At 64.8% G+C, this 26903-nt stretch carries 29 protein-coding genes; 10 read left to right on the forward strand and 19 right to left on the reverse strand.

What is annotated here, in order from left to right:
- Positions 1-21: 21 nt before the first annotated feature.
- From V5B39_RS02300 to rsxA, 6 genes are read right to left on the reverse strand one after another with little or no spacing between them, the layout of a single operon-like run.
- The gene (locus V5B39_RS02300; protein WP_332341131.1) at positions 22-696 is read right to left on the reverse strand and encodes an electron transport complex subunit E; all 675 of its coding nucleotides are present in this window, start codon (positions 694-696) and stop codon (positions 22-24) included.
- Positions 693-1322 (reverse strand): electron transport complex subunit RsxG, encoded by a 630-nt coding sequence (rsxG, locus tag V5B39_RS02305; RefSeq protein WP_332341132.1) that lies wholly within the window; start codon positions 1320-1322, stop codon positions 693-695. Before rsxG ends, V5B39_RS02300 begins: the two co-directional genes overlap by 4 nt.
- Complete coding sequence (locus V5B39_RS02310) at positions 1319-2401, reverse strand: RnfABCDGE type electron transport complex subunit D (RefSeq protein ID WP_332341134.1); 1083 nt, start codon at positions 2399-2401, stop codon at positions 1319-1321. The genes rsxG and V5B39_RS02310 overlap by 4 nt, the downstream gene beginning before the upstream one ends.
- Entirely contained in the window at positions 2398-3924 is a 1527-nt protein-coding gene (gene rsxC / locus V5B39_RS02315; RefSeq protein ID WP_332341135.1) for an electron transport complex subunit RsxC, read from the reverse strand. Before rsxC ends, V5B39_RS02310 begins: the two co-directional genes overlap by 4 nt.
- Before the next feature lie 38 nt (positions 3925-3962).
- A complete protein-coding gene (locus V5B39_RS02320; protein ID WP_332341137.1) occupies positions 3963-4508 on the reverse strand; it encodes an RnfABCDGE type electron transport complex subunit B in 546 nt (181 codons plus the stop codon).
- A gap of 12 nt (positions 4509-4520) precedes the next feature.
- Positions 4521-5102 (reverse strand): electron transport complex subunit RsxA, encoded by a 582-nt coding sequence (gene rsxA / locus V5B39_RS02325; protein WP_332341139.1) that lies wholly within the window; start codon positions 5100-5102, stop codon positions 4521-4523.
- Between the two features lie 266 nt (positions 5103-5368).
- Here rsxA and nifL point away from each other — a divergent pair, with 266 nt between their 5' ends.
- The 9 genes from nifL to draG all read left to right on the forward strand — a co-directional run bounded on the left by nifL (position 5369) and on the right by draG (position 13934).
- Positions 5369-6928: a nitrogen fixation negative regulator NifL gene (gene nifL, locus V5B39_RS02330; RefSeq protein WP_332341141.1), complete on the forward strand. Its 1560-nt coding sequence runs from the start codon at positions 5369-5371 to the stop codon at positions 6926-6928.
- The gene (gene nifA / locus V5B39_RS02335; RefSeq protein ID WP_332341143.1) at positions 6925-8529 is read left to right on the forward strand and encodes a nif-specific transcriptional activator NifA; all 1605 of its coding nucleotides are present in this window, start codon (positions 6925-6927) and stop codon (positions 8527-8529) included. Before nifL ends, nifA begins: the two co-directional genes overlap by 4 nt.
- A 203-nt stretch (positions 8530-8732) precedes the next feature.
- Entirely contained in the window at positions 8733-10250 is a 1518-nt protein-coding gene (gene nifB / locus V5B39_RS02340; RefSeq protein ID WP_332341145.1) for a nitrogenase cofactor biosynthesis protein NifB, read from the forward strand.
- Positions 10251-10260: 10 nt separating this feature from the next.
- Positions 10261-10539, forward strand: a complete 279-nt coding sequence (locus tag V5B39_RS02345; protein WP_332341146.1) for a ferredoxin — start codon at positions 10261-10263, stop codon at positions 10537-10539.
- A 2-nt stretch (positions 10540-10541) separates the two neighbouring features.
- Positions 10542-11033, forward strand: a complete 492-nt coding sequence (locus V5B39_RS02350; protein WP_332341147.1) for an ArsC/Spx/MgsR family protein — start codon at positions 10542-10544, stop codon at positions 11031-11033.
- Positions 11011-12285: an FprA family A-type flavoprotein gene (locus V5B39_RS02355; RefSeq protein ID WP_332341148.1), complete on the forward strand. Its 1275-nt coding sequence runs from the start codon at positions 11011-11013 to the stop codon at positions 12283-12285. Before V5B39_RS02350 ends, V5B39_RS02355 begins: the two co-directional genes overlap by 23 nt.
- A 28-nt stretch (positions 12286-12313) precedes the next feature.
- Positions 12314-12601, forward strand: coding sequence for a 2Fe-2S iron-sulfur cluster-binding protein (locus V5B39_RS02360; RefSeq protein ID WP_015768805.1), 288 nt, complete (start codon positions 12314-12316; stop codon positions 12599-12601).
- Between the two features lie 38 nt (positions 12602-12639).
- Entirely contained in the window at positions 12640-13014 is a 375-nt protein-coding gene (locus V5B39_RS02365) for a 2Fe-2S iron-sulfur cluster-binding protein (RefSeq protein WP_034950897.1), read from the forward strand.
- Entirely contained in the window at positions 13011-13934 is a 924-nt protein-coding gene (gene draG / locus V5B39_RS02370; protein WP_332341152.1) for an ADP-ribosyl-[dinitrogen reductase] hydrolase, read from the forward strand. Before V5B39_RS02365 ends, draG begins: the two co-directional genes overlap by 4 nt.
- A gap of 174 nt (positions 13935-14108) precedes the next feature.
- On the opposite strand, the gene V5B39_RS02375 is transcribed toward draG, so the two are convergent.
- Complete coding sequence (locus V5B39_RS02375) at positions 14109-17705, reverse strand: ABC transporter substrate binding protein (RefSeq protein WP_332341154.1); 3597 nt, start codon at positions 17703-17705, stop codon at positions 14109-14111.
- 39 nt (positions 17706-17744) lie between these two features.
- On the opposite strand from V5B39_RS02375, the gene V5B39_RS02380 reads away from it, so the two are divergent.
- Positions 17745-17885, forward strand: a complete 141-nt coding sequence (locus V5B39_RS02380) for a hypothetical protein (RefSeq protein WP_332341155.1) — start codon at positions 17745-17747, stop codon at positions 17883-17885.
- Between the two features lie 236 nt (positions 17886-18121).
- Here the strand turns inward: V5B39_RS02380 and V5B39_RS02385 are convergent, their stop codons facing one another.
- From V5B39_RS02385 to V5B39_RS02440, 12 genes are all read right to left on the reverse strand, one after another.
- Positions 18122-18700: a response regulator gene (locus tag V5B39_RS02385; protein WP_332341156.1), complete on the reverse strand. Its 579-nt coding sequence runs from the start codon at positions 18698-18700 to the stop codon at positions 18122-18124.
- Positions 18701-19145: 445 nt separating this feature from the next.
- Positions 19146-20003, reverse strand: a complete 858-nt coding sequence (locus V5B39_RS02395) for an SIR2 family protein (RefSeq protein ID WP_332341157.1) — start codon at positions 20001-20003, stop codon at positions 19146-19148.
- 346 nt (positions 20004-20349) lie between these two features.
- On the reverse strand, positions 20350-20748 hold the full coding sequence (locus tag V5B39_RS02400) for a GFA family protein (protein ID WP_332341159.1): 399 nt from the start codon (positions 20746-20748) through the stop codon (positions 20350-20352).
- 271 nt (positions 20749-21019) lie between these two features.
- Positions 21020-21319, reverse strand: a complete 300-nt coding sequence (locus V5B39_RS02405) for a BrnA antitoxin family protein (protein ID WP_332341160.1) — start codon at positions 21317-21319, stop codon at positions 21020-21022.
- Positions 21303-21623, reverse strand: coding sequence for a BrnT family toxin (locus V5B39_RS02410; protein ID WP_332341162.1), 321 nt, complete (start codon positions 21621-21623; stop codon positions 21303-21305). The genes V5B39_RS02405 and V5B39_RS02410 overlap by 17 nt, the downstream gene beginning before the upstream one ends.
- Before the next feature lie 372 nt (positions 21624-21995).
- Entirely contained in the window at positions 21996-22625 is a 630-nt protein-coding gene (locus V5B39_RS02415; RefSeq protein ID WP_332341164.1) for a LysE family translocator, read from the reverse strand.
- Positions 22626-22659: 34 nt separating this feature from the next.
- Positions 22660-22842, reverse strand: a complete 183-nt coding sequence (locus tag V5B39_RS02420; RefSeq protein WP_332341166.1) for a hypothetical protein — start codon at positions 22840-22842, stop codon at positions 22660-22662.
- A gap of 360 nt (positions 22843-23202) precedes the next feature.
- Positions 23203-24351, reverse strand: coding sequence for a Fic family protein (locus V5B39_RS02425; protein ID WP_332341167.1), 1149 nt, complete (start codon positions 24349-24351; stop codon positions 23203-23205).
- Between the two features lie 561 nt (positions 24352-24912).
- Positions 24913-25431: a hypothetical protein gene (locus V5B39_RS02430; RefSeq protein ID WP_332341169.1), complete on the reverse strand. Its 519-nt coding sequence runs from the start codon at positions 25429-25431 to the stop codon at positions 24913-24915.
- Positions 25432-25527: 96 nt separating this feature from the next.
- Complete coding sequence (locus V5B39_RS22125) at positions 25528-26034, reverse strand: phosphatase domain-containing putative toxin (RefSeq protein ID WP_434735641.1); 507 nt, start codon at positions 26032-26034, stop codon at positions 25528-25530.
- A 108-nt stretch (positions 26035-26142) separates the two neighbouring features.
- Positions 26143-26400 (reverse strand): DUF2442 domain-containing protein, encoded by a 258-nt coding sequence (locus tag V5B39_RS02435; RefSeq protein ID WP_332341171.1) that lies wholly within the window; start codon positions 26398-26400, stop codon positions 26143-26145.
- Positions 26372-26608: a DUF4160 domain-containing protein gene (locus V5B39_RS02440; protein ID WP_332341173.1), complete on the reverse strand. Its 237-nt coding sequence runs from the start codon at positions 26606-26608 to the stop codon at positions 26372-26374. Before V5B39_RS02440 ends, V5B39_RS02435 begins: the two co-directional genes overlap by 29 nt.
- Positions 26609-26903 lie beyond the last annotated feature (295 nt).

Here is a 26903-nt window from a genome sequence, read left to right on the forward strand (position 1 = left end):
CTTTCGCGTCAGGCACCGGATTCAGGCGAGTGCCGACGCCGGCGCGACGGCAGCGTTCGCTTTCCGCGCGCGCAACTCGAGCGCGCGCTTGCCGGCCAGCAGCAGGCCGAGGACGAGAAAGCCGCCCGGCGGCAGGATCATCAGCAGGAAGCCGCCGTAGCCGGGAATCACCGTCAGCTCGATGGCGCGGAACGCCGGCCCGAGCAGCAGGCTGGCCTGCGCGAACAGCGTACCGCTGCCGAGCAGCTCGCGGATCAGCCCGATCAGCGTCAGGGCGCCGGTCAATCCGAGGCCCATGGCCAGGCCGTCGACGGCCGAGGCGACAACGCTGTTCTTCGAGGCGAAGGCTTCGGCCCGACCCAGGATGGCGCAGTTCACGACGATCAGGGCGATGAACAGGCCGAGCACCTTGTACAGATCGTGCAGCCAGGCATTGAGTGCGAAATCGACGAGCGTCACCAAGGTGGCGATCAGGACGACGAAGATCGGGATGCGCACCTGCGGACTGACCAGCGAGCGGATCGAGGCGACCAGAACATTCGACGTGACCAGCACCGCCGTGGTCGCCAGGCCCATGCCGAGGCCGTTGGTGCCGCTGGTGGTGACGGCCATCGTCGGACAGAGGGCGAGCATCTGGGCAAAGACGACGTTCTGCAGCCAGAGGCCGTCCTTCAGCGTCTGAACGAGTCGTTTCATGGGGTCTTGCCTCCGTGCAGGATTTCCGTGTGGTGCGCGGCGAAGAAATCGAGTGCCTCCTTGACCGCCTTGACGACGGCGCGCGGCGTGATGGTGGCGCCGGCCATCTGATCGAAGACGCCGCCATCCTTCTTCACCGCCCACTTCTCGGCCGGCAGCGTCGCCAGCGACAGGCCGTTGAACGACAGAATCCACGGTGACTTCGCGAGATCGATCTTGTCGCCCAGGCCGGGGGTTTCGGCGTGCTTGAGGACGCGCGCGCCGAGCAGCACGCCGGCACGGTCGATGCCGACCAGCACCAGCACGTCGCCGGAGTAGCCGCGCGCCGAGGTCTGGAAGATCGCCGCGGCGACCTCGCCCTGGCGGCGGGCGAGGTAGACCCGCCGGCTGCTCCCGTCGCCGTTGCCGATCTCCAGCGTATCGGCGAGCAGATCGTTGTCGGCGAAACGCTCCGGCAACACCTGCGAGAGAGAAGCCTGGAGATCGCGTGCCTCGGCGGCGGCGATGCGCTCGCGCGTGCCGCTGACCGCGAAGGCCAGCGCGGCGCTGGCGACCAGCGCGATCACCCCGAGGGACACCCCCTGATAGGCCAGGCGGTCGCGCAGCCCGGCGATGGCGAGCTTCACGACTCGATCTCCAGCGGTGTGCCACGCCGGTCGCGACCATAGATGCGCGGCTTGAGGTAGCGGTCGATCACCGGCGTCAGCGCGTTCATCAGCAGCACGGCAAAGGCGACGCCTTCGGGATAGCCGCCCCAGGTACGGATGACGTAGGTCAGGAAGCCGACGCCGGCGCCGAACACGAGCTGGCCGGGAGCGGTGTTTGGCGAGGTCACATAGTCGGTGGCGATGAAGAAGGCTCCCAGCATGGCGGCGCCGGACAGCAGGTGGGTGCCGGCCGACAGGTAGCGCGCCGGGTCGATGCCGTGCATCAGCGACGCGAACAGGGCAAGCGTCGCCAGCATGGCAAAGGGAATGTGCCAGGTAATGAGGCGCAAGCCGAGCAACAGCAGGCCGCCGGCGGCAATCAGCAGCGACGCGGTTTCGCCCAGGCTGCCGGCGCGTTCGCCGAGCAGGCTGAGCGTCGGCGCCTGCGTCGCGACCAGCGACTGCAACAGATCGACGCCACGCGACAGCTCGCTGCGGGCGTAGCCGAAAAGGGTCGCGCTGCTCATCGCGTCGAGTGTTGCCGGCAGCGTGCCGAAGGTGATGCGCAGGCCATCGATAAATCCCGGCGCGTTCGCCGAGAGCAGCGGCGCGGGTGCCGTCCACAGGGTCATCGGCACCGGGAAGGAAATCAGGAGCATCACCCGCGCCACCATCGCCGGATTGAAAAGATTCTGCCCGAGGCCGCCAAAAACCTGCTTGCCGATGACGGTGGCGAACAGCCCGCCGACCACGCCGACCCACCACGGTGCCCAGGGCGGCAGCGAGAGCGCCAGCAACCAGCCGGTGAGCAGCGCCGAGCCATCGCGAAGCGTCGACGCGACCGGTTCCTGCCGCAGGCGCAGGCAGAACGCCTCGCCGAGGATCGCCGAAGCGGTGGTGATCCACCACAGATGAATCGCCGGCCAGCCGTACAGCCAGAAGCCGAAAAGCGTCGCCGGCAGCAGCGCGGCAGAAACCCACCGCATGACCCGCGTGACGTTGTTCGCGCCGGTGGCATGCGGCGCCGCGACGGGAGCGGCGTGGCGCGGCGGGATCATGTTGCCGCCTCGCTGGCAGGCTTGACGACGCGCTCCGGCAGCGGCCGCACGCCGGCTCCGGCGGCGGCCCTGGCAGCATCGCGCCCGGCCTTGCGTTGGGCGGCCGCCGCCGCCTTGTCGCGCGCCTCGCGCTCCAGTCGTGCGAGGCGCTCTTCGGCCAGGCGCCGGGTCGCATCGTTGCGCAGCTTGCCGCGCTCGCGCGCCGACAGTTCGCCCTTGGCGTAGCTGAAATACTGCACCAGCGGGATGTGCGACGGGCAGACGTAGGCACAGCAGCCGCAGCCGATGCAGTCCGACAGCCCGAAGCCGGTAGCGCCATCGAGATCGTCGACGCCGATGCGGCTGGCCATCTCCAGCGGCAACAGGCCCATCGGGCACGCGCGCGTGCAACTGCCGCAACGGATGCACGGGCCGGCTGCCGGCGTCCGCGCTTCGTCGGCGTCGAAGGCGAGAATGCCCGATGCCCCCTTGACGATGGGCACCCGGGCATGCGGCAGGACGATGCCCATCATCGGTCCGCCGAGCACCAGACGCGCCGGCCGGCCACTGACGCCGGCAAAGCGCAGCAGGTCGACCACCGGCGTGCCGATCGCTGCCAGCACATTGCCGGGCCGCGTCAGGGCGCCGCCGTTCAGCGTGACGATGCGCTCGACCAGGGCTTCGCCATGGCGCAGGGCACGGTGCACGGCGGCGCAGGTGGAAACGTTGTGCACCAGCACGCCCACTTCAGCGGCACGCGCGTCGGCCGGCACTTCCTTGCCGGTCAGGGTCTGGATCAACTGCTTGTCCGACCCCATCGGATAGTGCGCCGGCACCGGCCGCACCTGCACGTTGCCGAAAGCCGCAGCAGCTGCCCGCATGGCGGCGATCGCCTGCGGCTTGTTGTCCTCGATGCCGACCAGAGCCTCGCGGGCGCCGATGGCGTACATGACGATGCGCAGGCCGTCGACCACTTCCTCGGCCCGATCACGCATGATCCGGTCGTCGGAAGACAGGTAAGGCTCGCATTCTCCACCGTTGACGATCAGCGTGGTGACTTTCAGGCGACGGCCGAGATTGAACTTCACCGCCGCCGGAAAGGTTGCGCCGCCAAGGCCGACGACACCGGCCGCCGCCGTTCGCTGGGCAATCTCCTCGGGCGCTAGCACGAAGGGGTCGGCCACCGGCTGGCGCTCGCACCAGGCGTCGGCGCCGTCGGCGGCAATGGTGATCGCCAGTTGCGCGAGACCCGAAGGATGCGGCGCCGTGATCTCGCCGATGGCGCTGACCTCACCCGAGGTGGGTGCATGTACCGGTGCCGAGACCTTGCCTTGTGCCTCGGCGATCAACTCGCCCTTGCGGACGCGCTGCCCGACCAGGACGACCGGCCGCGCCGGACCGCCGACATGCTGCTGCATCGGCACGTAGAGCCGTTCCGGCAGCGGCAGGACGCGCAGCGGCACGTCGGCCGCCGGCAGCTTGTGGTCGTCCGGATGCACGCCCCAGTGCGGGTGGCGACGAAAGATCTTCTCGAAAATGCCCACGTTATGCCTCGTTCCCGGTTCGTTCGTGTCGTGGCTGGCTAGGCAGCGAGCGCCGCCGGTGCCACGGCCGGTTTCGGCCACACCCAGTGCTGCACGGTGATCGGCAAGGGCTGAAGCAGCAGTGCCTCGGTCGGGCAGCGGTCGACGCAGTTGCCGCAGCCGGTGCAGGCTTCGCGGATCACGTTGTGTATCTGCTTGGCCGCGCCGACGATCGCGTCGGTCGGGCAGACCTTGCTGCAACGGCAACAGCCGATGCAGATCTCCTCGGCGACGCTGGCCACCTGGGGTCCCTGATCGCTGATGGCGTCCAGATCGATGCTGATCCCCAGCTTGGCCGCCAGCGCCTGTGCCAGCGCCTTGCCGCCCGGCGGGCAGAGCGTTACCGGCGCGCTGCCCTCGGCGATGGCCGCCGCCGCGCGTGGGCAGCCGGCGAAGCCGCACTGGCCGCAGTTCGAACCCGGCATCAGGGCCTCGATTTCGGCGGCGAGCGAGTCGCCCTCGACATGGAAATGCTTTGCTGCGACGCCGAGGACAAGCCCCAGCAGGGTTCCGAGCAGCGTCAGGGAAAAAATGGCGAGCCACACGAGACGAGTCTCCTATTGAAAGTTGAGTCCGGCAAAGCCCATGAACGCCAGCGACAGCAGGCTGGCGAGGATGAAACTGACCGGCGCGCCGGCAAAGGCGGCTGGCACCCGCGCCAGCGCCAGGCGTTCGCGCAGGCCGGCAAAGATCAGCAGCACCAGGGTGAAGCCAAGGGCGGAGCCAAAGCCATAGACCAGGCTCTTGAGAAAACTCATCTTCTCCTGGACGGTGAGCAGCGCCAGGCCGAGCACCGCGCAGTTGGTGGTGATCAGCGGCAGATAGATGCCGAGCGCCTGATACAGCGCTGGCGCCGATTTCTTGACGACCATTTCGACGAATTGCACGGTCGCCGCGATGACCAGGATGAAGGTAAGAATCCGCAGATAGCCGAGATCGAAGGGCGCCAGCAGCCAGTGCTCGAGCAGCCAGGTGGCGGCGCACGCGAGGGTGATGACGAAGGTCGTGGCGAGCCCCATCCCCAACGCGCTGTCCAGGTTGCGGGAGACCCCCATGAACGGACAAAGCCCGAGAAATTTCACCAGCACCACGTTGTTCACCAGCGCGGTCGAAAGCAGCAGCAGGAAATAGGCGGTCATTGTCGGCAAGCTCCTTGACCATCGTTCTGCACGAAGCGTGCCATCGCCTGCTGCACGGCACACCAAAGCCGTGCCAGTGTTGCCAAGTCCGCACCAGCATGGCGTTTTTTTCTTGCCGGTGCGACTGGCCGAGCTGCCCGCGACAACCGTCGTTTCTGTCGCAAAACCGACAAAACGCCACAAGAACCAACGGAAACGGCCGCGGAATCAAGGGCGGCACGAAATCTGCTCCACTGCAGGGAAACATGTTCACAGGGAGGCGCGCAATGACCAGCAAACAACTCAGGGCGGCGGCCGCAGGCGAACAGCGCGCAGGGGATGCGCTGCCGCCGAGCATTCACCCACAGGTCTTCCAGCACACGGTCAATCAGGCCGACATGGCGATCTCGATCACCGATGGGCAGGGAAACATCCTCTACGTCAACCCTGCCTTCAGCCGCGTGACCGGTTACGCGAGCGACGAGGTGGTCGGCCAGAACCAGTCGATCGTTTCCAACCACAGCATGCCGCGCGAGTTCTATCAGCGTCTCTGGCAAACGATTTCGCATGGCGAGCCCTGGAGCGGCCGCCTGATCAATCGGCGCAAGGACGGCAGCAAGTACCTCGCCGAACTGAGCATTTCGCCGGTCGCCAACGCCGGCGGCGAGATTCTCAACTATCTCGGCATGCATCGCGACATCACCGAACTCCATCGCCTGGAATCGCAGGTGCGCAATCAGAAAGCGCTGATCGAGTCGGTGGTCGATGCCGCGCCGATGGTCATCGCCCTGCTCGACGTCGACGACCGGGTCGTGCTCGACAACCATGAGTACAAGAAGCTGCAGGCCGATCTGGGAATGGCCGAGCCGGCGCCGATGCTCATGTCGGCGGTGCGCGCCAGCCTCGAGGTCGACTCCGGACGGAGTCGGCGCACCTCGGGCTATCTGTTTCTCGATCGCGAAGTACGGCTCGACCCTCCCGGCGGCCGCTCAGCACGCTGGTTTTCATGCTCGGGAAGCCGCGTGCGCGAGGACGACCCCTCCACCGACGCCTTCCTCGCCGGCCAGGGGCACGATTACCTGCTGTTGGTGGCCAAGGAGATCACCAGCCTGCGCACACAGCAGGAAAAGGTCCGCGTCGCTGCGCTGCAGGTGCTGATGGCCGACGAGGACCGCGTCTCCGGCTTGCGCGAGAGCCTTGCGGCAGCCACCTTCCGCCTTGAGGGACCGCTCAACATGATGGCCTCGGTGGTCGGCATGCTGGCGCGGCGCCAGGGTGAGACGGACCCGATGTCGGTCGCCCTCGCCGAGGCCATCAGCGCCGGCCAGCAGGCGCTCGCGGATCTGCGCTCGATGATCCCGGGCGAAACCCGCGAAGCGATCGGTCCGGTCAACCTCAACGAATTGCTGCGCGATGTCCTCGACCTGTCCACCGGCCGCCTGCTCGCCGCCGGCATCACGGTCATCTGGCAACCGCAAGCGATGCTGCCGGCGCTGCAGGGGGCACCGAACAAACTGCGCCTGCTGTTCAAGGCACTGATCGACAATGCCATCGAGGCGATGAACACGCGTGGCTGCCGTGAGCGCGAATTGACGGTGGCCAGCAAGGCGCGTCTCGGCGGCATCGAAGTGGATGTTGCCGACAGCGGACCAGGAATCGCCAGCGCCCAGCTCCTGAAAGTGTTCGAGCCGTTCCATACCACCAAGCGCGGCGGCGGCCATCTCGGCACCGGCCTGTCGGCAGCACAGCAGATCGCTGCCGAGCATGGCGGCTTCCTCGAAATCGAGCCGGCGACGACGCGCGGCTGCCGTGTGCGCGTGCTGCTGCCACTGCACCGACGACCATGAACGAGACTTTCTCGACGTCCTTGCTGCCCTCCCAGTTCGAAGTCCTCGCGCGCGTCGGGCAGTTGCTGGCGCGCGCGCTCGATGCTTCGCAAGGCCTGCGCGAAGTGCTGCGCACACTGGAGATCAAGGGTCATCTGAGCCGCGGCATGATCGCCGTTGTCGATCCGGAGAGCGGCGACCTCGGTGTGTACGCCGTGCATGGCCTTGATCACGACGATTTCGCGACGATCCGTTACCGGATCGGCGAGGGTCTGCTCGGCCGCATCCTCGAAAGCGGGCGACCCTGCGCGGTGACGCGACTCGGCGAGGACCCGCGCTTCCTCAACCGGCTCGGCCTGTACGAGCGGGATCTGCCCTTCATCGCCGTCCCGATCCATCTCGGCGGAACGCTGCAGGGCGTGCTGGCGGTGCAGCCCGATGCGCCGGACGACGGTCTGCTCGATGAACGGGTCCGCTTTGTCGAGCTGCTGGCCAATCTGATCGGGCATAGCCTCCGGCTGTCGCTCGAAGCCGCGCAGGAGCTCCGTTCACTCGACCAGGAGCGCGATCCGCAGCGCCGGGTCGTTCGCCACCGCCCCGGCTTCGGCAACCTCGTTGGCCATTCGCCGGCCATGCTGCGTGTCTTCGAGCAGATCCGCATGGTCGCCAAGTGGTCGACGACGGTGCTGATCCGCGGCGAAACCGGTACCGGCAAGGAGTTGATCGCCAACGCCATCCACTACAACTCGCCACGTGCGCGCGGACCCTACGTGCGCCTCAACTGCGCCTCGCTGCCCGAGAACCTGCTGGAGTCGGAACTCTTCGGGCACGAGAAGGGCGCCTTCACCGGCGCCGTGAACTCGCGCAAGGGCCGTTTCGAAATGGCCGACGGCGGCACGCTCTTTCTTGACGAAATCGGCGACATCTCGCCGGCCTTTCAGGCCAAGCTGCTGCGCGTTCTGCAGGAGGGCGAGCTGGAGCGGGTCGGCGGCGGCCGCACGCTGAAGCTTGACGTAAGGCTGGTCGCCGCCACCCATCGCGACCTCGAAGCGGCGGTCGACAGCGGCGACTTCCGCGAGGATCTCTACTACCGCCTCAACGTCATGCCCATCGTCCTGCCACCGCTACGCGAACGGCTCGAAGACCTGCCGAAGATCGCCAACCATCTGCTCGATCGCCTCGGCGGCCTGCAGCGCCGGCCGCTGCGTCTCACCGCCGGCGCGCAGCGACGCCTGGCGCAGCACCACTGGCCGGGCAACGTGCGCGAGCTGGAAAACTGCCTCGAACGCGCCGCCGTGATGTCGGAAAGCGGCGAGATCGACACCGAGCTGATCCGTATCGACAAGACACGCGAGCGCAGCAGCAGACGCCCGACTGGTACGGCGCCTGCGCCCCCGCCCGGTCACCCGGGCGACACCGTCGCGCTGCCGGGCGCCCGGGCGGTGGCCGGGGCCAGCGGCGACAGCGAGCCCCTCGCCGAACCCAGTGAGCGCGAGCGGGTGATCGCTGCCCTCGAACGCGCCGGCTGGGTGCAGGCACGCGCCGCCCGCCTGCTCGGCATGACGCCGCGGCAGATCGCCTACCGCGTGCAGATCCTCAATATCGAGATGAAGCAAATCTGATCTCACACCAAGAGCATGGCAGCATCGAGGCAACGCAGGTCGCCGCAACCAGTCGTCAATCCGCCATTGTCGTGTTTGCAACATTGCCGGCGAATCTGGACGGTTCATGATTTTCAATGACTTAGGCGACCCGACGGGCCTGGCACGCCAGTTGCTCTACTGCTGGTGTCTCGAAAACCGAGAAATCACCAGGGAAGCTCGCCATGGATCTGCCTGTCATCGAACCCTCGCCGCCTGCGGCTACCGGCTGCAGCGCCGGTAGTTGCGGCGCCACGGCGCGCCAGATGGACGACCTGTCGGACGCCATCCGCGCCAGGGTGCAGGATCACCCCTGCTACTCGGAAGACGCCCACCACTACTTCGCGCGCATGCACGTCGCGGTGGCGCCGGCCTGCAACATCCAGTGTCACTACTGCAACCGCAAGTACGACTGTGCCAACGAGTCGCGGCCGGGTGTCGTTTCCGAGCTTTTGACACCGGATCAGGCGGTCCGGAAGACCCTGGCAGTGGCGGCGACGATCCCGCAGATGAGCGTTCTCGGCATCGCCGGTCCCGGCGATCCGCTCGCCAATCCTGAGCGCACCTTCGAGACCTTTCGGCAGTTGGCGTTGAAGGCACCGGACATCAAGCTCTGCGTATCGACCAACGGCCTCGTCTTGCCCGACTACGTCGAGGAGCTGGCCCGCTACAACATCGACCACGTCACCATCACCATCAACTGTGTAGACCCCGCGGTCGGCGCCAGGATCTATCCGTGGATATTCTGGAAGAACCGGCGCGTCTTCGGCCACGAGGCGGCGGCGATCCTCATCGCGCAGCAGCAGAAGGGCCTGGAGATGCTCACCGCGCGCGGCATCCTGGTGAAGGTGAACTCGGTGCTGATTCCCGGTGTCAACGATGCCCATCTGCCCGAGGTGTCGAGGATCGTCAGGGCCAGGGGCGCCTTCCTGCACAACGTCATGCCCTTGATCGCCGAGGCCGGGCACGGCACCTTCTACGGCGTGATGGGCCAGCGCAGCCCGCGGCCGGCCGAACTCAAGGCCCTGCAGGACACCTGCGCCGGCGACATGAACATGATGCGCCACTGTCGCCAGTGCCGCGCCGATGCGGTCGGTCTGCTCGGCGAGGATCGCGGCGCCGAGTTCACGCTCGACAAGATCGAGAGCATGGAAATCGATTACGAGACGGCGATGGTCGTGCGTGCCGAGTTGCGCGCGCAGATCGCCGCCGAGCTGGCGGAGAAGCGCGCCAGAGCCCGCGCGGCTACGGCTGCGGCAACGCCGCAGGTGATCAGAATCCAGCCGCACGTCGTGAAGTCGGCGCCGCCAGTCGGCCGGCCTGTTCTGATGGCAGTGGCGGCGAAGAATGGCTTGGTCGCCGTGCACTTCGGTCACGCCAGGGAGTTCCTGGTATACGAAGCCTCGGCAAGCGGCGCCCGTCTGATCGGTCACCGCCGGGCGGACTCGTATTGCGCGGGTGACGAGACCTGTGGCGATGCCGAGGCCGTGCTGGCAGCGACGATCCGCGCACTCACCGACTGCGAAGTCGTCCTCTGCTCGCGCATCGGCTATGAACCCTGGGGGCAACTTGAAGCGGCAGGGATTCAGCCGAACGGCGAGTACGCCATGCGACCGATCGAGGAAGCGGTCATGGCAGTGTGGAACGAAATGCTGGCCGCCGGCAAGCTGGCGGTCGGGCAGATCGTGGCAAAGCGCGCGTAAGGAGGCGGGCATGGCCCTCGAAATCATCGAAAGCTGCGTCAATTGCTGGGCTTGTGAACCGCTCTGCCCGCAGCGGGCCATCGAGGCGGCGACCCCGCATTTTCTGATCGACGCCGACCAATGTACGGAATGCAGCGGCGATTTCGCCGAGCCGCAATGCGCCAGCATCTGCCCGATCGAAGGCGCGATCATCAACGAACTCGGTGAAGCACTGAACCCTCCGGGTTCGCTGACTGGCATTCCGCCGGCGCGCTGGGCGGCGGCGCAGGCCGAGATTGCGGGGCGCTGAGCATGGCCGAGGTCATTTTCTACGAGAAGGCCGGCTGTGCGGGCAACGCCCGCCAGAAGGCCCTGCTGGTCGCCTCCGGGCACCAACTGGTGGTCCGCGACCTGCGCGGGCAGTTCTGGAGCAATGTGCGTCTGCTGGAATTCCTCGGCGACCTGCCGGTCGCCGAGTGGTTCAACCCGGCAGCGCCGGCGATCAAGGCGGGGACCATCGTGCCCCAGCAACTCGATGAACGGAGCGCACTGGCGCTGTTGCGGCATAACCCCTTGCTGATCCGGCGGCCGCTGCTGCAGGTCGGCGAAGAACGGCGGGTGGGTTTCGACGTCGCAGCCATCGACGCCTGGATCGGCCTGCGCGAGCTGCCGGCCGGCGATCTCGAAGCCTGCCGGCGCAATCGCGGCGAGGTACGTACCTTTTATGTGCAGACGGCGGGGGGCGCCGCCTATCCCTGCCGCTTCGACGAAGCGCCGGCCGATGCGTCCCGCTGCCGACCTTGAGCGAGCGGTGCCCGTCGCCGCCGGGGTGCACTGGATCGGCGCCTTCGATGCCGATCTGCGCAGCTTCGACATCATCCTGCGCACTGCCAACGGCACCAGCTACAACGCCTATGCGGTGCGCGGCAGCGACGGTGTGGCCATCATCGACACCGTCAAGCTCAATTTCTCCGAGACCTTCTTTCGCCGTCTGGAGTCGGTTGCCGACTACGACGAAATCACCGCCATCGTTCTCAATCACCTTGAACCCGATCATTCCGGCGCCTTGCCGGAACTGCTGCGGCGGGCGCCCGGCGCGACGCTGCTGGTCTCGCCGCAGGCCCGTCTGATGTTGAAGGGACTGCTCGATCCAGCCGAACTGGCAGGGCGGATCGCATTCGTGGGCACCGGCGATCATGCCGACCTCGGTGATCGGCAACTCGAATTCCTCAACACACCGTATCTGCACTGGCCCGACACCCAATGCACCTGGCTGCCGGCCGAAGGGGTCCTGTTCTCGGCCGATTTCCTGGGCTGCCACTACTGCGACAGCCGCCTGTTCAACGATGCGGTCGGCGACTTCCGCTTTTCCTTCGACTACTACTACGCGCACATCATGCGCCCCTTCCGCACTTACGTGCGCACGGCGCTCGACCTGATCGAACCGCTGCCGCTGCGGATCATCGCCCCCGCGCACGGCCCGATCCTGCGTCGCGATCCACGTGACTATGTGGCCCGCTATCGTGCCCTGGCCGCTCCCACCCTGCACGGCGCCGCGACCAAGACCCTGCTGGTCTTCTACATCTCGGCCTACGGTGCCACGCGCCGGATGGCCGAAGCCGTGGCGGCCGGCGCCGAATCGGCGTCGAGCGCGACCGGCGAGGTGCGCGTCTCGCTTTACGATCTCGAAGGCGGCGACGCGCAGCCTTTCGTCGACCTGATCGAGGAAGCCGACGCCTTGCTCTTCGGCAGCCCGACGATCAACGGCGACGCGGTCAAGCCGGTGTGGGATCTCCTCTCGTCGCTGACCATGGTGGACGTCAAGGGCAAGTTCGCTGCCGCTTTCGGTTCCTACGGCTGGAGCGGCGAGGCGGTGCCGATGATCGAGGACCGCCTGCGCCGCCTCAAGCTGCGCGTTCCCTTGCCCGGCGTCAGGGCCCGCCTGACACCAACCGGCGACGACTTTGCCGCCTGCCATGATCTCGGCCGCGAGCTTGCTCTGCACCTCCTTGGTCGCGCGACGCCACGCACCATCGACCTCGCCCAACTCGCCTGATTCCCCCTTACTTACCGGAGAAAACCCCATGCCCAAGGCCAGCATCACCTTTCAGGATATCGGCGTCACCGTCACCGTGCCGGCAGGCACCCGCCTGATCGAGGTCTCGGAGAAGGTCGGCGCGGGCATCACCTACGGCTGCCGCGAAGGCGAATGCTGTACCTGCCTGACGAGGATCGTCTCCGGCCATGAACACCTGGCCGCGCCGTCGGTACTCGAGCACCAGGTGCTGAAGGACAACCTCGCGCCGCGCCGACACCGTCTGGCCTGCCAGGCGCAGGTGCTGGGCGGCAGCATCGTCGTCCAGCCCGCTTGAGTTTTCACCCCACCCCGTCCATTCACCAGGAGCCTGCCATGCCCAACATCACCTTTTCCAGTCCGATGCACAAGGACAAGACCATTTACGCCGTCGCCGGCAGCCACACCCAGACAATCCTCAAGCTCGCCAAGGAGAACCATGTGCCGATCGACTTTTCGTGCGGTGACGGCGAGTGCGGCACCTGTCTGGTCAAGGTCAGCAGCGTCGACAAGAGCAGTCACAACAAGTACGGCCACATGGGCGGTCCGCTCAACGTCCGCGAGGTCGCGGTGCTCAAGGAGATGGGCAAGATCAAGCAGGCGCAGATCGAGCAGATGTACGTCGACGATCTGCCGCCGACCGAATGGCGCCTCGCCTGCCAGTACATCGTCCGCGACGAGGACATCCTGGTCGAGTACCCGAGCCGGTGACGCCGTCCCCGGCCACCGTCTCCAGCACGATCACGGCGCGGGCGGAGGCCGCCTATCTCGGACTGGCGCTCGGCGACGCGCTGGGCGCCACGGTCGAGTTCATGACGCCGCGCGAGATTGTCCATCACTTTGGCGTCCATCGCGGGATCGTCGGTGGCGGCTGGCTCAAACTCAGGCCCGGCCAGGTGACCGACGACACGAGCATGTCGCTGGCTCTCGGCGATGCGATCCTGGCCAGCGGCGGCCGCGTCGACCCGCTCGCCTGTGCCGAGGCCTTCGATGCCTGGATGCGGCACAAGCCGGTCGATATCGGCAATACCGTCCGCCGCAACCTGCTCATCTTCCGGCGGACTGGCGTACCCGCCGCGCCGGCTTCCGAGCACGACGCCGGCAACGGCGCCGCGATGCGCGTGCTGCCGGTGGCCCTGGCCACCTTCGGCCAGTCGCCAGCCGCCGTCTGCGCAGCCGTGCAGGCGCAGGCGCACGTCACCCACCACAACGTCGTTTCCGACGCGGTCTGTCAGTTCCTGACCCTGGCCGTGCAGGATCTGCTGCGCGGTTGTTCGCTGGCGGAGACGCTCAGCCATCACCTGGGGTCATTGCTGGCGGCACATCCCGCGCTGTCGTTCCGCGATCGTCCGCGCCGCGAGAACCCCAGCGGCTGGGTGGTCGAGACCCTGCAGGCCGTCCTGCAGGGGCTGGTCGACGGCGGCGGTTTCGAGGACTGCCTGGTCGACGTCGTCAATCGCGGCGGCGACGCCGATACCACCGGCGCCATCGCCGGCATGCTCGCCGGTGCGCTGTACGGGCCGCAGGCCATTCCGAAACGCTGGCTCAAGGCCCTCGACGCCGATATCGCTGACCGCTGTCGCGCGCAGGCGCGCGCCCTGCTGCCGCTCGCCGCTTGCCAGGTCGCTTGACAGGTCGCCGGGCAACTCAGCCCGGTACGGCTTCGGCGAGCAGCGCCAGCGCGTCGGTCTCGAAGCTCTCGATGCCGACGCGCTTGCAGGAACGTCGTTCCTTGTCGTTCGGCTCGACGTCGCCGCCGGGACTCCGCGCAGGGATCGAGCCCGCACGCGGCGCCGAGGGAAAGGCTACTTCGCTGGTGCCACGGCGCCCCAGGCGGCGGCTGTGGGCTGCGCGTCGGGAGCTTGCAGCGGCAGCTCGAGTGCGAAGGTGCTTCCCTTGCCGGGAACGCTGTGCGCCTCGATGCGCCCGCCAAGCACCCGCGTGACGATGCTGTAGACGATGTGCAGACCGAGGCCGCTGCCGCCCTGGCCCAGACGGGTCGTGTAGAACGGATCGAAGATGCGTGGCAGGAGCTCGGCCGGGATCCCGCAGCCGTTGTCGCGGAAACTCAGGGTAAGGCGCCCGTTCGTTGGCTCGCTCACCACGATCTCGAGCACGCCGGCTTCGGCATGTTCGAAGCCATGCACGAGCGCATTGTTCGCCAGGTTGGTGATGACCTGGCCCAAGGGGCCGGGGAAGCTGTCCATGGCGATGCCCGCCGGAATATTGGTCCGGATGCGATGCGGGGTCTTCTTGTACAGCGGTTGCAGCGTAGCCACGATCTCGTCGACCGTCGCCGCCAGGTCGAACTGCCGGCGGTGTGCGCTGGTCTGGTCGACGGCGACCTGCTTGAAGTGGGTGAGCAGGTCGTTCGCCTGCAGCAGGCTGCGCGCCAGTAGCTGGGTGGCCTGCGTCGTCACGGCAAGGTAGTCCCGCAGCGCCGCGCGCGACAGGCTCTTCCCGTCCGCCAGCGCCGAGAATTCGCGCGTTTTGTCGGTCAGGGTGGTGGCCACCATCAGGCTGTTGCCGAGCGGCGTGCCCAGCTCGTGCGCCACGCCGGCCACCAAAGAACCCAGCGAGGCGAGCTTCTCGCTGCGGATCAGTTCTTCCTGGGCGCGACGCAAGGTTTGCAGGGTCTCCCGCAACTGCACGTTGGAGGCGGCCAGTTCCTCGGTACGAAGCCTGACGCGCTCGTCGAGTTCCTCGTTTGCCTGCCGAAGCGCCTCTTCGGCAAGCTTGCGGGCGGTGAAATCGAGGGTCGCCCCGACCGTGCGCAATGGTCGACGCGATTCGCCCTCGCCATCGAAAGTCGTTTGCCCCATCGCGAACACCCAGCGGACAACCCCGGCGCGGGGCGCGATGCGGTATTCCGCCTCGTACTGGCCGTCACCGGCCGGGTCATGCGTGCGGCCGATCGCGGCCAGGACCTGCGCGCGGTCGTCCGGATGGATGATCTCGATGAACGCATCGATGGTCTTCGGCTGATCGGCTCCCCAGCCGAACATTTCGCGCAGCTCCGGCGACCAGTAGATCGTGTCCGCGCGGTGATCGCGATCGAAGATGCCAATTCCGGAAACCCGGATCGCCTGGCGCAGCCGTTCCTCGCTCTGGCGCACCGCTTCTTCCGCGCGCCGGCGCTCGGAAACGTCGCGCACGAAAGCGAAGCCGTAGACGCGCCCGGCGAAGGTGATCGACCTTGCCGATACGTCGACCGGAAAGGTACTGCCGTCCTTGCGCCGGTAATGCGTTTCACTGTGCAGCGCCCCGGTAGATGGCGTCCCGGTGATTTGGGCACCGGGTGTCGACGCCTGCCAGTTCGCTTCGGTGACCTCCGGCGCGACGTCCCAAAGGTGCAGACGCAACAGCTCTTCGCGGGTGTAGCCGAGCGAGCGGCACGCCTGTTCGTTGGCATGGGCGAAGCCGCCGTCCCGGTTCAGCCAGAAGATCGCGTCCGACGCGTGTTCCACCGAGAGCATCGTCAGCTCCAGCATCTCTTCCGACTGCTTGCGGGCGGTGATGTCGGCGTGCGTACCCAGCAGCCTCTGCGGCCGCCCCTGCTCGTCGCGGGCCACCACCTTGCCGACCGACTGGATCCAAACCCATTCGCCCGACTTGTTCTGCAGCCTGTATTCCAGCCGGTACTCGGTACGCGTGCCGTCGACGCACTCGCGCAAGGTCTGTCCGGCATGCTCCCGGTCGTCCGGGTGCACGCGCTCGAGCCAGGTCACCGCGGTGAGCTTGAGCTCGTCGGGGGTGTAGCCCAGCATGCTGGCATACTCGGCGCTGACCACCGCCTTGCCGGTGCCGAGATCCAGGTCGTAGAAGCCGAGGTTTCCCGCAACCAGGGCGAGGCGCAGCCGCTCCTCGTTGCTCCGCAGGGACGTTTCGGCGTCCCGGCGCTTGCGGTTCTCGCGCACGGCCTCGGTGAGACTCGCGCAGTTGTTCAGGAAAGGTTCGAGCAGCGCAACGATGTCCTCGCCGTAGCCGCCCTTGCGGTTGGCGACGCCGACCATTCCGACCAGCTCGTCGCCGCGGAAGAAGGGCAATCCCATGAACGCGTTCAGCGAAGGATGCCCCGGCGGAACGCCGTGGCCACGCGAATCCCCGGACGGATCGTTGGCAATCACCGGCTGTGCCGTGGTCATCACGGCGCCGAAGAGGGTGGTCAGGTTGCGGAACTCCATCCCCTGCGGCGCGTGCGCCGCATAAAACGCTCGTGTTTCGTCGTTCCAGGCGATGTTGGTGATTGCCTGCGTACGCAGGTAGGGCATGCCGTCCTGGTCGTGGAGCACTTCGCCGATGAAACCGTATTCGCTGCCGGTCATTTCCAGCAGTGCAGTCAGCATGTGCTCGAAGACGTCTTGGGTATCTGCACCGGCGATGTACAGGGCCTGCGTGCGGCTGATCGCGTTGAGCAGCGTGTTGGAGCCGCGCAAAGACATTTCCGCGCGCCTGCGAAGCCGGATGTTGTTGACCAGCACGAGCACGGCGAGGGTCAGGGTGAGCACCACGGCCACCGTCGCCCAGACGGTGCTTCGATACTGGTCGTAAAGCGTGGGCGGCTTGCCGACCACGAGGCTTCCTGAGGGAAGATCGGACTCGCTGATGCCGTGGTGCTGCATTCGGCCGTAGTGGTAGATATGGGTGACCGGCGCCTCCTGAACCGGAATGCGCCGTGCGTCCTCGCCGTTGAGGATGCGGACTGCCATCTGCCCGGCGGACCGACCGACCTCGGTGCCATCCTCGACCTTGCCGCCGAGGGTCAGGCCGCTCTGGACGCGATGGCTCGTGATGTCGAACAGCGGTGCCGGCGATGCGGCGCCGACCCGCTCGATGACTTCCGCCGGGCTGTACCACTTGCCCGCCGCGTCATGAGCCGAGGCCAGCACGAAGACGATGTCTTCCGGCGACAGCGCAGCGGCGCTGGCGATGATCTCTTCGAGTTTGAGGTCGTGGCTGATCCGGATCGGGATGTTCGTCTTCAAGGCGCTGAGGGCGTCGCGGGCGTGGTCGAAGCCCGATCCGGAATCGGCACGGTTCGCATACACCATCACTTTGGCGGCCCTCGGACGCATGCGCTGCGCTGCCTGTACGGTCGAGGGAATGTCCAGCCGCTCGATCACGCCGGTGATCGGGATCCCGGGAGCGATCCTGTTCGCGTCGAAGGCGGTTGCGTCGCTGAAGACGACCGGCGTGCCAGCGAACAGCGAAGCGTGATGCCTGACGGCAAAGGAAAGGGCTGCGTCGTCCGTGGCGATCACCAGGTCAAAGCGCTGCGAGTGGTAGCGGCGCCCGAGGTAGTCGGCGAAGCCACGGTCGTCGTAGGGCGCGGGCAGTCGCAGGACGTCCATGTGTTCCAGGAAGATCTCGGGATGCAGGCGACTCTCCTTGAGCACCGCCATGATTCCATCGACCTGGGCGTTGGTCCACGCGAACCCCCCATGGTAGGAATTCAGCACCAGAACGGCCTGGCGATCAGAGGCTGCACTGACATCGTCGGTTCCGGCGATGAAAGTCGCCAGCAGTGCCGCCAGGCCGAGGAGGCGGATGCGATTCAGCGCGCGGCGACCGGTCTCCCGTAATCGGGCGAGCCGTCCTGCGGCGCTCGGGCCGCTTTCCGCGGCTGCGTCCCCGTCAGATGTCGTGTCTTCGATGGCCTTCTTCATGACGCCCAACGCACCTCCAGACGTCCCGCGCGATGCTTCGCCGACATGGCCTACGGCCGCAATACGGCGACGCCGGGTTCATGCACCGGCCGGACTTTCCGAAAGCGCGGCCGGCCGGTGCCATTTTGTCGACTCCCGCCGCGTTGACGTCGTCAGTGCGCCGGTCGAGGGGAAAGCAACTCGGTGATGGTGTCGATCAGCAACGACCGCGGCACGCCGGACTTCGTCAGATAGCCATCGACTTCGGGGATGTTGCGCACCGCCTGTTCGCTGAAGAGTCCCGGATGGCCGGTGCGGATGACGATCTTCACCTGCTGCAGCTCGAGTTCCTGCCGGATCGCGCGCGCCAGCACCAAGCCCGCATCGGCCGTTTCCATCACGACATCAAGCAGGACCAGGTCGATATCCGGGCGTGCCACGAGCACTTCGCGTGCCTCGCGTGCCGAGTGGGCGTGGATCAGTGCGAGAGGACGGCCGTGGATGCGCTCTCCTCCGAGTGCGAGCAAGGTTGCCTCGTGGACGCCGGGGTCGTCGTCGACGATGAGGATGAACCAACGCTCTGCGGTGAGTTCCAGGGGTTCTGTGTCCTCCCTGGATTCATCGGCGAACTCGATCTCGTCGCTTTGGCCGGAGAGGAGGAATTTCGATACCCCATCGGCACCGCACCGTTCGGCCCGCGCACGCAGTGTCGGCCCATTGGGAAGACGGGAGGCGTAATGAATGTGCTTCATGGAGTTTCTCCTTTGGGGCTCGGCGGCGCCCTTTGACTAGGCAGATCATAGTACCAACATCGGCACCTGGGCAATGACCGTGGCGTCGGCGGGTTGTCGTGTACTGGCGAATCGCCGGGGGAATGTCCGCCTGGCGGAGAGCACGTCGCTGGCTACTGCCGGTTCCGCGGATCCTCCGTGCGAGAACCGGCGAGTGCGCGCGCCTGGGCGGTGGGCGCAGTGGCGGCGAAGGGTAGAATTCGAACCTTTGCCCGAGACTTGCGACTCCGGCGGACTCCGACAGGACCTTCCCATGTGGCAACGAGCCCCCGACTTCACCGGCATCTCCGGCATGCTCGCCGGTGCGCTGTACGGGCCGCAGGCCATTCCGAAACGCTGGCTCAAGGCTCTCGACGCCGATGTCGCCGACCGCTGCCGCTTGCCGCCTGATCGGTTGTCGGACCAATCAGCCCGGCACGACCTCGGCCAGCAGCGCCAGCGCATCGGCTTCGACGATCTCGATGCCGATGCGCTGGCAGAAACGCCGCTCCTTGGCGTTCGGCTCGGCGATCAACGCCCAGCCAGCCGGCTCGACAGCGGCATCATGGATCAGGTCGGCGAGGACCATGCGCTCGGTGTCACGATCGAGGCGCATGCCGAGCAGGAGATAGCGCCGGCCACGGCGACGCGCCTTGACGAACGACGGCACGGCGAAACCGCCCATCAGCTCGGTGATGTAATCCACATAGTCGGCGTCGGAGGCGATGTAGCTCGGCTCCGGCAGCGGCGCGCCCATCGGCTTGAAGAGCACCGGCAGCGCCGTATCGGCCTCCGCAGGCGAGATGACGCGGTAACGGCCACCGTCCGAGACATACAGCTTGAAGCGATAGTCGGTGCCGCCGAGGCGTGCGCAACCGAGGATCAGCAGGTGTGGCGTCCCGGCATAGGAATCGAGCAACTGCGTATCGCGGTTGATGTCGATGACGTAGGGTGGCCGCAGCGTCGCCAGCCACGCGTGCAGTGCCGCACGCGTCCAGCGCGTGCCGCCGTAAGTGCTGTCGAGGAAGCGCGTGACGGCGTTCCTGCCGCGCTTGAGTTCGACGTTCATCGCCGCCCTGGGGAACTCGTACATCAGCTTCGGCGCCATCGGCCGTCCGCCATTCATCGCCAGGATCAGTTGCTCGCTGGTCGCGGGAATCTCCCGACCGTCGGCCAGCGAGGTCACATCGGCCAGCACGCCGGGTCCGAGATAGGGAACGATGCGGCCGTCGGCAAGGCCGGATTGCCAGTCATCGAGAAGGTTGGTGGGGGTGATTGTCGACATGGTGCATACTCCGGGTGGGTTCCCCGTGTCCACGCAAGAAGCGCGCCTGCCTCGCCAGCCAGTCGCCAAGGCTTGATCGGCTCCTGCGGCAATCGGGATGTCGGTTTCGTTACAAAACTGTCGTCAGTCCTGGCACGCCATGGGTCAAGAGGCTGACTGATCAGGACACTGCCAGTCCCTGCCCTGGGTGTGAATGAAAGTGTTGGGAGGTAGTTTCGGCTCGTGGAAGAAGATCTGTTCGCCTGGCTGAAACTCTGGCCAGTCGCCTTCTCGGAGAGCGCCGCGCGGCCAGGGTGCCATGCCGTAGCGCGTCCGGTTGACCGACATGTTGGGCGGAAACATCCATTTACGCCGGATACCGCTCGAATTCGGGAAGCTCATGAACATGCGTCATCCAGCCGAGCCGTTCGGCTACTTGGATTTGCAATGTGGGCGGAAGAGCGTCGGGGTCATCGAGCGTTGATGTCTGAATGTCGACTAGCCCCGGAAGAATTGCGGCATTGCGATAAAAAAGGCCGCTCCCACACTCGGCGCAGAAGCTGCGCATGGCGGTACCTGACGAATTGATCGTCTTTGGCTGCCCTTCCGTTACCGTCAGGGCTGACTCAGGAAACATCGCCCAAGCCACCATAGGCGCCCCCGCACTTCTTCGGCAGTCGCTGCAATGACACAAGGCGACCACCTTGGGTTCGCCTGCCAGCTGATAGCGGATTGCGCCGCATAAGCATTGCCCGTAGTAATTCACAACAGTCCCTCCTCGGTCCAGTTATCGCCACACTCTTTCGCCGACGCTCCGCGACGACGCCCTCGGCGCTTGCACCTGCTTTACCAACCATCGCCACCCAATGGACTACCCCGGCTTCGTCGCCGCGGGCCTGCCGATCGGATCGGGCGTCACCGAGGCGGCCTGCAAGACCCTGGTCAAGCTCTGGCCATAGGACTTCCACCTATGGAGTAACGCACCATGCCTGGCGCAGCGTCCGGTTGACCGCCGGGTTCGGCCCCATGCTTACGCACTACGCACTACGCGAATGGCGTGCTACGTACTGACGAAGCACACTATCCATGAGCGATTGCCAACCTTCCCCGGTTGACTTGAAGTACGCAACAACCTCCGGGCTGTAGCGCACAGAGACCAGTAACTTCTTATTCTCGGATTTCGGCCGACCGCGCAGAGCTTTCAGCGGAACCATGGCGCTCAATTGCTTTGGCGTGAGCAGCTGTGCATCGGGGTCAGTTTTTGCCGCTGCGGTAATGGCCCTGTCCTCTTCCACGGTAGGCATACGGATGGTAGGGCGCTTAGAAATTCTCGACATAGTGTTTCACCTCGCGTCGATTGGCACGGCGAAGGCTGATGATCATTCGCACTTCGCCACGATCTACAAACGCCACGTAGTACAGGATTTCGGTTTTCGGAGCGAGCGCGATCATCCGTATTTCGTTGTACTCAAACCGACCATCAACCCACACCTGCGCGGCTTCCCAGTCGAATTCTTCCGTCATGCCCAGCGACAAACCATGTTTGGTTTGCTGCGTCCTTGGCCAGATCGAACTCGATGCGCATGTTTTACTGTAGCTACAGATAATAGGGCTGTCAATGGCATGTGAACCGATCATCATGGGGCCGCATGTGGAAGCTCGGGCGACGGCCGCAGTTTTATGCGACCGGTCGTCTGGAGCGCAGGGTTAATGTGAAAGTCGCGTATGCGACTCACGAGCCTCCCCTCCCCCTCGCGAGGGAGGGTTGGGGGAGAGGGAAACGGTCATGACTTTCATGATTGGGGGTGCCTGGAAAAGTCATGACCGTTAGCGAAGTAATCGGTCCGCTGCCGCAAATCGCGCCGAAGAAACACCGGCTTATCGTGTTGTAAATGATGCGCTAGAAATTGTTCAACTCCGGTTTCGCTACTGACTCAAGACGCCCAACGTTGGGGGTAAGGGGCGCGGATGCGGCTTGCTGGCAGAGCGTCCCGCCTGACCGAAGGGTTCGCGTCACTGCGTTTGGCGCTGGGCCAACAGAGCCCACACACCTGCGGTGCAGATGAGCCCGCCACCGGCAAAGTTGAAGACTCGCTGCGCCCGAGTTGACCGGATAAGTGCGCTCGCCGCGGCCGCAAACACGGCATACAGAGTCGCATTTGTGGCCGCCATGACTACGAAGGTTGTGCCGAGCAACCAAAGTTGGGGCGTGGCGTCAGCGGCCGGGTTGAGGAATTGCGGCAAGAAAGCCACGAAGAAGACGATGCCCTTAGGGTTGAGAGCCGTGACCAAGTAAGCGTTGGCAAAGAGCTTCCAAAAAGATCGGGGTTGCTCCGGGGCAACTATGGTCGCCGGCGTTACACCGGCTCGCAGCAGCTTGATGCCTAGGTAGAGAAGGTAAAGCCCGCCAGCCAGCTTCACGACGGTGAACCAGAAAGACGACGTCGCAAGAAGCGCCCCAAGACCAATCAGCGACAGCGCCAGTGCGGTGGAATCACCGAGCGCTACGCCGAGCACCAGAGGTACGTTAGCCTTGCGACCGTAGGAAGCGGAGTAACTGATGACGGTAAGGATGGTTGGCCCTGGGATGGCAAGCAGAACGGCGGATGCCGCCACGAAGGCAATCCAAAGTTCGATTTGCATACAACACTCCTTTCGTGACGCCTAACGTCGAAGCTCAGGGACGCTCCACTTGCGGCGCGTCCCCTGGAGCACAGTGTTCGGCGTCACCGGAAACATCACCAATCGTCTGCAATGATGCCCGTGTGCTTGGCGATGCGCGCAAGTATTCGGGCACCTTCTGCCGAAGCTGAAAGACATTGCCTTCGGGGTCAATGCCGTCGCATACGCGCATGTCCATGAATTCCCATTCCCGCTCGATAGGCCAGACTTGCCCACCCAGTGAAGACGCAAGCAGCCTGGCGTCTGCGATGCTGGGAACCGGGAGAAGCCACTTGACTGGAGTTCCTTCCCGTACTTCAGGGGGGCTTTGGATGACGATCGACTCCGCAATGTATGGCGGGAGGCGGTGCAGGATGAGTTGGCAGGCTTCTGACTCAAGGACGATGTGGTCCTCTTCCGTCCGTGAAACTGCCAACGTCAGCAAACGCTCATAGAATCTGGCGACTTGCTCCAGATTTTTGACGTACAGGAGTACTCCAGGCTTTGGACTGGTTGGCATGGCGCTTAGAGAGCACTCCTGCGGGCTTGCGGGTGTTTGTTACCGGGAGAGCAGTTCAACGTAGGCATGGTAGCTGTCACTGCGGTTCTTTTTCTGCCCGGTCATCTCGGTCACGATGCCCATATCTTCCAAGACTTTTACCGCTGCCGTTGCTGTAGGGAAACTGGTGCCCAGTTGCTGGTGCACGCGTTCGATGGTGAAGCGCGGCATCATCGGCAGCATCTCGAAAAGTCGGTAGCTCGCCGGACCTGCTTTGGCAGATTGCAATAAGCGTCTGCGGTCTGTGGCCACAAGGCTGGCGACTTCAATGATGTTTTTCTCCGCATCGACAGCAGCAGTCGCTACGCCTTCGAGAAAGAATGTTACCCAAGACTCCCAATCACCCTCCGTGCGGATGGCCGACAGGCGACGGTAATACTCAGCCTGGTGCTGCTTCAGATAGCCACTGAGATACAGCAAGGGCTCGGACAGCAGAGCCCAATGCCCAAACAGGGCCGTGATCAGCAGTCGGCCCATGCGCCCGTTGCCGTCGAGAAAGGGGTGGATGGTTTCAAACTGCGCGTGGATCAGCGCCACCTTGACCATGGGTGGCAAATTTCCAGCCGTATCGTGAATGAACCGCTCCATATAGGCCAGTAGTGTGGGAACGTGCTCCGGCGGTGGGGGTACGAAAACCGCATTCCCGGGCCGTGTGCCGCCAATCCAGTTTTGCGACCGGCGCAGCTCACCCGGTTGTTTGCCTGCACCGCGTGTCCCGTCAGGCAGGCGTCGGTGTGCTTCACACAAAAGCCGCACGCTGATGGGCAGCCCTTTGGGATCGCGTAGGTGCTCCTGAGCCCAGCGGAAAGCGCGGGGGTAGTTGGTGACCTCCTCCACGTCATCGGTATTGCTGACTTTGAAGCCTGCTTCCTCATCGAACAGGTCGGTCAGCGTGGCCTGCGTTCCCTCAATCTGGGAGGTGAGCAAGGCTTCTTTGCGGATAGCGCTGTACAGCAACCAATCCACCGACGAAACCAACCCTGACACGCCCGCCAAACGCGCAAGTGCCAGTTCGGCCTGCCGGTTGAGATCGGTGAACACCTCGGGTGACAGGGCTGGATCAGATGGCGGCAAGGCATGGGGCACGAATGCGCGCACCGACTCGCCTAGCATCGTGGAAATCGAATAGGTTCCGGTGCTGCGTGTCATTGAAAGCTGCCTTTAATGTGAAAGTCGCGTCAGCGACTCAAGAATCGCCCCTCCCCCCTCGCGGGAACGAAGGCGGGGTTTCGCGGAGCACTGCTCCGCGCCGCCGCAGCCGGCTCGCGATGCCGCGCGGGCCGTGGGAGGGGTCGGGGGGCGAGATGGGGAATTCGCGGAGCCTGCTCCGCGCCCATCGAACGATTCCGGCGTGCAAGCCGGAATGCGCCCTGCAAGGGAGGGAAACGGTCATGACTTTCATGATCGGGGGGCATGGAAAAGTCATGACCGTTAGTAGCGTGCCGAAAAGTTAAATCATTCTTTAATTTGATTGGCGGCAATTAAAGATCGTTTTCATTTGCTCGCGACGCATCACTTCCCCCGCCGCAGACGCTTGACCACCTTGGCCTCTGGCTTGACCAACGCGCAGTGAGCGGTCAGTTGCTCCTGAGTCTGCTGGGCAGCCTGGCATCGCCGGGTTCGTGAGGACGTAGACAATTTGGGTAGATTTGTCGGCCATGGGTGGATGATGAAGAAGGCTAACGTGGAGGTCACCGGGGCTGCGCGGCTTTATCGTGCAGCGTCCAGTGGATGGATAAGTTGGGCCGCATTCTTCTTGAGCATGCGGCGCGCCATTGCCTCGCTCACCATTTCACCACGTGGCCATTGTAGGAACGGCAAAATGGTGATGCGATCAACTTCGGTAAGCGGACATGAAAGTGGCTCAGATAAGGCCCGGACCTGCGGCCATGGAGCCTGGCTTGCTACACCGGCGTAGAACTGCATTAGTTTTTCAACATTGCTCAGCGCTGGAGTCGTTTCCAGTGGACGAAGATCACAAACGTGCTCGAAGTGAAACGTGTTGTCCCGTTTCTCCCATTTGTCTTGAACCAAGACCTGCTCTGGATTCTCACGAAGCATGAGATTCACAATGTTGACACCTTTCGCTTCGATTCCACGAAGCTGTTCCCGTATGGGCTTTAGTCGGCGCTCGAACCACTCTGCGAACCCCCAGTGAGCCGCTGACAACGCCAGCTCGCGCTCCTTCGTGACGGGGTAAAAATAGATACGAACGCTGGTGATCGTCATTGTGCGGCCCAATATTCGAGTTAACCCCGACCGCGGAGGCAGGTGGCGTAAGCCGGGACTGCGCCAGTCGTAGCGGGTCGGGGGTTGAACGAGGGATCAGGTCGCACTGACAGCGCTCCTGCAGAACTCGGCAACCCAGGCAACCTGTTCTTCTGTGTCCGGCACCGACACTCCACGCGCCAAGCTCAGCGTGGTAAAGATGCGCGAGCTTGGCACTCCGAGCAGGTGAAGCACACAGCCTGCGATGAGGCCAGTTCTCCCGATTCCGGCCCGGCAGTGCAATGCGATGCCGGCGCCAGACTGCAGATCCTGGGTCAAGCCTCGCGCCAATGCGAGTACTTCGCGCCGAGAGCTTGGGACACCTCGATCTGGGACTGGAAACGAGAGAAAGGCGACGCCTGCCTGAGCACAAGCGTCTAGCTCAAGAGCAAGCCCAAGTTCGCGCGCCTCGCGGGATTCAAGAAATGAGACCACCTTATCAATGCCTGCAGCCCGCCAGGACAGAATCTCGTCCGGAAGTTCATCGCCACCGCGCGGGCGGGCCGAGAGTGCGAGCCGGGCGGGCTCGATGGCCTGAACCCAGCGGAGCGAAGTAAGGAACATTGGTTCTGTGCGGCCTAACGTGGAGGTAACCGGCCGCCGGAGCAGCGAAGCTGCGGAGGGAACCCGACAGCGGCGCGCCGCTGTTGGGCGATCCGGCTGACCGTAGGGTTAGCCCTCGGCCTTGGAAACCAAGGGGAAGGCATCTGGGTTGCGAATGGACTGAACCGACAGATCGATATCAAGTTCCGGCCAGTAAAGATGTTCAGGGGCCGGATTTTCAACATGGGACAGTTGGTCAATAGTGGCGCGCCGAAACCAAGGGAACTGCTCAAACGGTAGAAGGAGTTCTTCTTCGTTGAGCAGCAGCCAGAAACCATGCGGTGAGACGTGAGTGACTTCAGGCGCAGAAATGACGGTGCCAAGCATCTGTGAGCTCCCCAAGATGGGTTTCAATGACCGATTGGGCCTCGCGCAGTTGTTGGTTCAGTCCCACCGAGATTGCGAGCCGAACCTCGGGAGTAAGCCAATACTTCGCTTCGCCGTCGGGATGGGCGACGTGGACATGAATGCGCGGCTCTTCCCGAGAGAAAAAGAAGAGCCGGAATTGCCCTTGACGAAGAACGGTTGGTGCCATGCCGATACTTTACACCGTGCCAATTTCGAGGGCGAGCGTGCGCTGTAGAGGGCTAACGTAGAGGTAACCGGCGCGCGGAGGCGGGGCACCCTGGCTGCGAGGCAGATGATTGACCAGAACCGCCTCGCAGCCAGGGTGCCTTGCCGTAGCGCGTCCGGTTGACCGACATGTTGGACGAAGCCGCTACGCGGAGGAAACCCCGGTGCTGTTGTCGTGTTGACGTCAAGCTCTTACCTCGCCCCTCATCTGAGGGATATTCATGACGAACGCGAGGGTACCGCAAGATGGAAGACAT

The organism is Accumulibacter sp. (genome assembly GCF_036625275.1).
GTDB lineage: Bacteria > Pseudomonadota > Gammaproteobacteria > Burkholderiales > Rhodocyclaceae > Accumulibacter.